Origin of the sequence: Streptomyces sp. NPDC006339 (assembly GCF_040612775.1) — a bacterium.
Lineage (GTDB): Bacteria > Actinomycetota > Actinomycetes > Streptomycetales > Streptomycetaceae > Streptomyces.
The window spans coordinates 38,509-45,169 of record NZ_JBEXQW010000060.1; the positions used below are offsets into that span (position 1 = coordinate 38,509).

General features: G+C 74.8%; 5 protein-coding genes. All 5 read right to left on the reverse strand.

Annotation, left to right across the window (positions count from 1 at the left end):
* Positions 1–110: 110 nt before the first annotated feature.
* Positions 111–1,289, reverse strand: a complete 1,179-nt coding sequence (moeZ, locus tag ABZ135_RS33705) for an adenylyltransferase/sulfurtransferase MoeZ (RefSeq protein ID WP_356701316.1) — start codon at positions 1,287–1,289, stop codon at positions 111–113.
* A gap of 75 nt (positions 1,290–1,364) precedes the next feature.
* Positions 1,365–2,102 (reverse strand): spherulation-specific family 4 protein, encoded by a 738-nt coding sequence (locus ABZ135_RS33710; RefSeq protein WP_356701318.1) that lies wholly within the window; start codon positions 2,100–2,102, stop codon positions 1,365–1,367.
* The gene (locus tag ABZ135_RS33715) at positions 2,090–3,052 is read right to left on the reverse strand and encodes an NAD-dependent epimerase/dehydratase family protein (RefSeq protein WP_356701320.1); all 963 of its coding nucleotides are present in this window, start codon (positions 3,050–3,052) and stop codon (positions 2,090–2,092) included. Before ABZ135_RS33715 ends, ABZ135_RS33710 begins: the two co-directional genes overlap by 13 nt.
* A gap of 181 nt (positions 3,053–3,233) precedes the next feature.
* The gene (locus tag ABZ135_RS33720; protein ID WP_356701321.1) at positions 3,234–4,283 is read right to left on the reverse strand and encodes a hypothetical protein; all 1,050 of its coding nucleotides are present in this window, start codon (positions 4,281–4,283) and stop codon (positions 3,234–3,236) included.
* Positions 4,284–4,719: 436 nt separating this feature from the next.
* On the reverse strand, positions 4,720–6,465 hold the full coding sequence (locus ABZ135_RS33725; RefSeq protein WP_356701323.1) for a DUF3492 domain-containing protein: 1,746 nt from the start codon (positions 6,463–6,465) through the stop codon (positions 4,720–4,722).
* Between the last annotated feature and the right edge of the window lie 196 nt (positions 6,466–6,661).

Consider the following 6,661-nt stretch of genomic DNA (forward strand, 5'->3'; position numbering starts at 1 on the left):
CCGGACCTCCTGCGAGGTCCGGGCCCTTCACCGTACGACCGGTGCCGACCGGCGGTGACGACCGACGGCGACCGGTTGTGACCGGGCCTGATCGGTCTGACCGGGAACGCCTAGTAGATCGGCTTCTCGGGCTCGATCTGGTTGACCCAGCCGATCACGCCGCCGCCGACGTGCACCGCGTCCGCGAAGCCCGCGGACTTGAGCACGGCGAGGACTTCCGCACTGCGGACACCCGTCTTGCAATGCAGGACGATCCGCTTGTCCTGGGGGAGGTCCTGGAGGGCGTTGCCCATCAGGAACTCGTTCTTCGGGATCAGGCGGGCGCCCGGGATCGAGACGATCTCGTACTCGTTCTGCTCGCGGACGTCGATGATGTCGATGGCCTCGCCGTCGTCGATCCACTCCTTGAGCTGCTTGGGAGTGATCGTGGAGCCGAGCGCCGCCTCCTGGGCCTCCTCGGACACGACGCCGCAGAACGCCTCGTAGTCGATGAGCTCGGTGACGGTCGGGTTCTCGCCGCAGACCGCGCAGTCGGGGTCCTTGCGGACCTTGACCTGGCGGTACTGCATCTCCAGGGCGTCGTAGATCATCAGGCGGCCGACCAGCGGCTCGCCGACACCCGCGAGGACCTTGATGGCCTCGGTGACCTGGATGGAGCCGATGGACGCGCACAGCACGCCCAGGACGCCGCCCTCGGCGCAGGAGGGGACCATGCCCGGCGGCGGGGGCTCCGGGTAGAGGCAGCGGTAGCAGGGGCCGTACTCGGACCAGAAGACCGATGCCTGGCCGTCGAAGCGGTAGATGGAGCCCCACACGTACGGCTTGTTCAGCAGCACGCAGGCGTCGTTGACCAGGTAGCGGGTCGCGAAGTTGTCCGTGCCGTCGACGATCAGGTCGTACTGGCTGAAGATGTCCATCACGTTGTCGGCCTCGAGCCGCTCCTCGTGAAGGATCACGTTCACGTACGGGTTGATGCCGAGCACGCTGTCGCGCGCCGACTCCGCCTTGGACCGGCCGATGTCGGCCTGGCTGTGGATGATCTGACGCTGGAGGTTCGACTCGTCGACCTCGTCGAACTCCACGATGCCGAGGGTGCCCACACCGGCGGCGGCCAGATACATCAGCGCCGGGGAGCCGAGGCCGCCGGCGCCCACACAGAGCACCTTGGCGTTCTTCAGACGCTTCTGACCGTCCATCCCGACGTCCGGGATGATCAGGTGGCGGGAGTACCTGCGGACCTCGTCTACGGTGAGCTCGGCAGCCGGCTCGACCAGGGGTGGCAGCGACACGGAGACCTCATCAATACTGCTGGTCGGGATGTCATGAAGACGGTTGTTCTTCCCGTAACACTGCCACGCCCCTTCTCATTCCGAGACACCCCGTCCGATCTGCGAGACGATTTCGTCCCAGTAGCCGGGCAGCGTGTGGAATTGGTCGCTTTGTCCGGGACGGCCCCGGCGGTCGGTCATGAAGACCGTGCCCGCCCCCTGCCAGCGGGCGATCCGCAGGGCCTCCTCCAGGTGGGTGCGGGGCACCCCGTGGACGAGGTGGGCGAACTTCCCCGCCGGGTATTCGGCCGTCCACTCCGCCACCTGTGACCAGCGGTAGTCGGTCCAGGCGCCGGAGAAGGTGACGAGCTGGTCGGCGGCCTCGGCGTAGCCCGGGTACGGATGGGTGCCGTGCCCCAGGACGAGGTGGACCTCGCCCTCCCGGAGCGCCTCCAGCGTGGCGGCGGTGCGGCGCACGCCGGGCAGGTCGGTCCGGTCCGCGGGACAGCGGTCCAGGTAGTAGCCGTCGACCTTGTACCAGTCGAGGAAGCGCTGGGCGTCCGCGACGAGCTCGCCGAAGGGCCGGGAGCCGTGCCGCAGGTCGAGGTGGCCGAGCACCCTGACGCCCGCGTTGCGGAGCCGGCCCGCCGCCTCCAGGCAGTGCGGGTCGGGCCGGTCGCCCGGCCCCTCGGCCACATTGAGGACGACCCAGTGGACGGGCGTCCCGGGGCGGGTGAGTTCGGCCCATTCGACGGGGGCGAGCAGCGGATGCGCGTACCCCGGCACGCCGAGGCCGGTCTCGGTGACGGTCCCCGCGGTGGTCAGATGCGGCATGCCGCCTCCATCCAGATGTCGGCCAGGGACTCCTCCAGGTTGATCCGGGGCCGCCAGCCGAGCCGGTCGCGCGCGGTGCGGACGTCGGCCTGCTGCCAGGGTCCGCAGCCGTCCGGGTACGGGTAGGGGGCGGCGGCCAGTTGTTCGGCGATGGTGGCCTCGGAGCGCGGGGCACCGATCATCGGGCGCGGCGGCGGACCGTCCAGCTCGTGGAGCTGGCCGCCGTATCCGGCGACGCGGGCCAGGACGGCGGCGGCGTCGCGGAGCTTCACGGCCCGGCCGGTGCCGATGTTGACCACGCCCTGGGCGGCGGACAGCGAGGCGGCGTGCACGGCCCTGGCCACGTCGCGGACGTCGACGAAGTCGCGCTGCACGCCGAGGCCGCTGAGCTTCAGCTCGCCGTCACCGGCCTGCATGGCCCGGCGCATGGCCTCGGCGAGCCGGCCGAGCGGGGAGCCGGCCGGGGTGCCGGGGCCGACCGGCGAGAAGACCCGCAGCACGACCGCGTCCAGGCCGGAGCCGAGGACGAGCTCGGTCGCGGCCAGCTTGGACACGCCGTACGGGCCGCCGGGGCGGGGCACCGCGTCCTCCGCGGTGGACGAGCCGGGCTGGCTGGGCCCGTACTCGGAGGCGCAGCCGACCTGGACCAGGCGGGCGCCGCAGCCGCTGCGGCGCAGGGCCTCGCAGACGGTGGCGACGGCGACGGTGTTGTGCCGGGTCAGGTCGCGGGCGCCGCCGCGGGTGGCTCCGGCGCAGTTGACGACGACTCCGGGGTGGACGGCGTCGAGGAACCGGGTCAGCGCGCCGGGGCTGCCGGTGGCGAGGTCGAACCGGACGTCGGCGTCGTCGCCGCGGCCGAGGGCGGTGAGGTGCACCGCCGGGTCGGCGAGGAGTCGGTCGGCGACGAAGCGGCCGATGAATCCGTTGGCTCCGAGCAGCAGCACCCTCATCGTGCGCCCCCTTCGTGCCGACCGGCCGTGGCGTGGGGTTGGGGCGTCATGTCTCTTTCGTCTCCTTGGGAGGGATCACGGGCGGGCGTGCCCGCGGCGTCGGCTCCGCGGGTGCGCCGGGGCGGGTCAGGCTTGGGGGTCATGCGTGGGGGGTCATGCGTGGGGGGGCATGGGGAGGGCCTCATGCGGGCGGGCGGGTGCCGGCGTGGGCCGAGGCGCGGGAGAGCGCCCCGGTGGCGTGGACGAGCAGGGCGAGGGCCGCGCCGCCGCAGATCAGCGTGGGTACGGCCGCGGGTCCCGCCAGGTCGACGAGCGCGCGGACCGGGGTGCCGAGGGCCTCGAAGCCCGGCAGGCGGGCGGTGAGGACGCAGGAGAGGGCGAGGGCCTCGGCCGCGCAGGCGGCGGCGAGGGCGCCGGAGGCGACGTCGGGGAAGCCGTGGACGGCGAGCAGCCGGGCGACCAGGAGCAGGGTGCCGAGGGCGAGCGCGCCCGGGTGGAAGCCGGTGAGGGCGAGCAGCCCGGTGAGCGCGGCGAGGTGGAGGGCGACCGTCCCGAGGAGCAGGGGGCGGGTGCCCGCCGCGAAGTCGTCCAGGCCGCGGCTCGCGGCGAGCCTGCGGCGGGCGCCGGCCGCGAAGAGGCGGGCGCACCAGGCGGCGGGGGCGACGGAGAGGGCCAGCGCGAGGAGCGGTCCGGTGTCGAAGGCCCAGCCGCCCTCGGCGGGGCCGTCGAGGACGGTGACGAGTGCGGGTGCCGTGTCCGGTCCGCCGGTGAGCACCTGATCGAGGAACCCGTCACCGACGGCCGCGTAGCCGAGCAGCCCCAGGGTCCACAGCGGCGCGGCCGTACCGCGGGCGGTGGCGCGCAGCGGGCCGCGGCGGGCGGCGAGGAGCAGCGCGGCGGCCAGGCCGAGGGCCCCGAGGGCGCCCACGACGAGGCGGAGTGTCCCCGTGGCGAGGGCGAGTCCGGCGGTGGCGAGGGCGGCGACGGCGCCGGGGGCGCAGGCGGCGAGCGCCCAGACCCCGAGCCGGGTGCCGGCCGCCGGGTCGGGGCCGGTCCGGGTGGGTGTGCCGGCGCCGCGGGGCACGCGGGCGTAGAGCTCCTCGGCGAGGGAGAAGACGTCCCGGTGCCGGAAGCGGGCGGCGGTGCGGTCGGTCACCCCGTGCGCCTCCAGTCCGGCGGCGATCTCCAGCGCGTCGACGGCCCGCTCGCACAGGTCGCGGTGACGGTGCATCAGGGCCTTGACGGGGTCGGCGGGCCCACGCCGGGCCCGCAGCCCGCCTGCGGGGGACGCGGAGGCGGGAGCCGGGGCGGAGGCGAGGGCAGAGCCCGGGACGGAGACCGGAGCCGGGGCGGACGCAGGTGGCGCGGCCGTCCCGGAGGCGGAGGGCGGGGCGGAAGCCGAGGCAGAGGTAGAGGCAGGAGCCGGTGCACCTGCCGTGACCGCGCCGGCGGAGACCGGAGCCGGGGCGGACGCAGGTGGCGCGGCAGGCGCCGGGGCGGGCGCGGGATCCGGTCGCCGGGGGGCGGTGTCCGGCTGCTGAATCGCTTCGGCAGGGGCGCCGGGGCCGGCCGGCGCGAGTGCCGGGGCCTTGAGCAGGGCCTCGGAGCGCGAGTCCCAGGGGCCGGGGCTGGTGGGGGCGGCGGGGCCGCGCATGGATGTGCCTCCTTCAGGCATCGGGGTCTCCCGCGCCGGCCGCGGCGGTGACCGGCTGGTCCGCCCAGATGCCGGGCAGGTGGGCCTCGGCCGGGTGGGCGAAGGGCACGCCGCTGGTGACCCGGCGGCGGACCGGCGAGTGGGAGAGAAGTTCGAGGTAGATGCCGCGGAACGCGGCGAGGTTCTGCTCCACGGTGAACAGTTCCAGGGCGCGGGCGCGGGCCGCCGCGCCGAGCCGGTACCGGCGCTCGGGGTCGCGCAGAAGGGCGAGGCAGGCGTCCGCGAGCGCCTTGGGGTTGCGCGGGGGCACGACGAGTCCGGTGCCGCCGATGACCTCGACGACCGCGCCGACGTCCGTGGAGACGGTGGCCCGGGCGCAGAACATCGCCTCGACCAGGCCGACCGGGAAGCCCTCGACGACGCTGGAGAGGACGACGACCGCGCCGGCGGCGTAGGCGTCCTCCAGCGTGGGGGCCTCGGGTCCGCCGAGTTCCTCGAAGGAGACGGGGTTCTCGCCGACGGCGTGCCGGCCCGCCGCCTCGTCGGGGAAGAGCTGTTCGGCGAGGCCCCGGCAGTGCGCCAGATAGGCGGCGGCGCCCGGTTCGCGGACCGGCGCGGCGATGATCCTCAGCCGGGCGTCGGGCTGTCGGCGCCGCACCTCGGCGAAGGCGTGGAGCAGGGCGACGAGGTCCTTGGCGGGCTCGACCCGGCCGATCCAGACGAGGGTCGCCGGGTCGCCGCTCTCCTCGTCCTCGCCGACCTCGGCGAACCGTTCGGCGTCCATGCCGGGGTAGACGGTGCGGAGCCGGGAGCGGTCGGCGCCGCACCTCTCCTGCCAGCGGCGGGCATGGGTGTTGCCGGGGGTGAGCAGGGCCGCCTGCCGGTAGACCTCGCCGGCGAGCCGTCCGTGGAAGGCGGCGAGCAGGGCGCGTACGGGAGTGGCGAGGGAGGCGCCGGTGGCGGCGAGGTAGTGGGCGCGGAGCTGGACGCCGTACTCCGTGACGAGCAGCGGGGTACCGAAGAAGCGTTTGGCCAGCAGGCCCGGAAGGGCGGCCGCGCCGGCGGAGGCCGCGTGGCAGAGGTCGACGAGGCCGAGGCCGCCCGCTCCGCCCGCTCCGTCCGGGCCCGTGGCGTCCGGGTCGTCCTCCTCGCCGTACCAGGGGAGGGAGAGCGGGCGCAGGGCGCGCTCCAACTGTTCGGTGAAGGCGAGCTGGTCGGGGACGGTGACGGCGGCGACGGCGCGACGGGCGCCGGGGGCGCGGCAGGCGGACTCCAGGATGCGGACGGCGGACTCGGAGCGGAGCGCGGTGGGCAGTCCACCGTGGTCGCGGGCGAGTTCGGCGAGTCCGTAGAGACCGGCGGCGAACCGCTCGCCGGCCTCGTCGCCGGCGGTGGGCGCGGCGCCCGGTTCGGCGCAGATGCCGTCGACGAGGTCCCGGAACGCGGCCTCGAAACGGCGCCGTTCGCGGCGGCCGAGCCCACGCCCGTGGCCACGCCCGTGACCACGCCCGTAATCCCCCCCGTAGGGCCGCCCGTAGTCCCGTCCGTCATGGTCTCGGGGCCCGAGGCCGGCGGTGCGCACGCTGCGCACGTTGGGCGGGAGCGGCACCCGGTCGCCGGCCTCCCGGCGGGCGTCATGGCCGAGGGCGTAGATGTCGAACTCGTGGGGGGCGAGCCCGCGGACGAGCCGGTCGCACCAGAGCCCGGACTCACCCGAGGCGTACGGGTAGCCACCCTCTGTGAGCAGTCCGATCCGCATGAGCACACCCCCGTTCTCCCGTGACGGCGGTCACCGTTCGGTCCGGTGACCCGCAGCGGGAAGAACGTAAGCGGATATGCCGGTGGTGCGACGGACGGTTGCCTCATCACGCGCAGCGTCACCTCGTGGTGGAACGCGGCTCCGCGATGATCGACCCCCTGTGGCGGATCTCGGTCGTCGACGGCCCGCCCCTCAC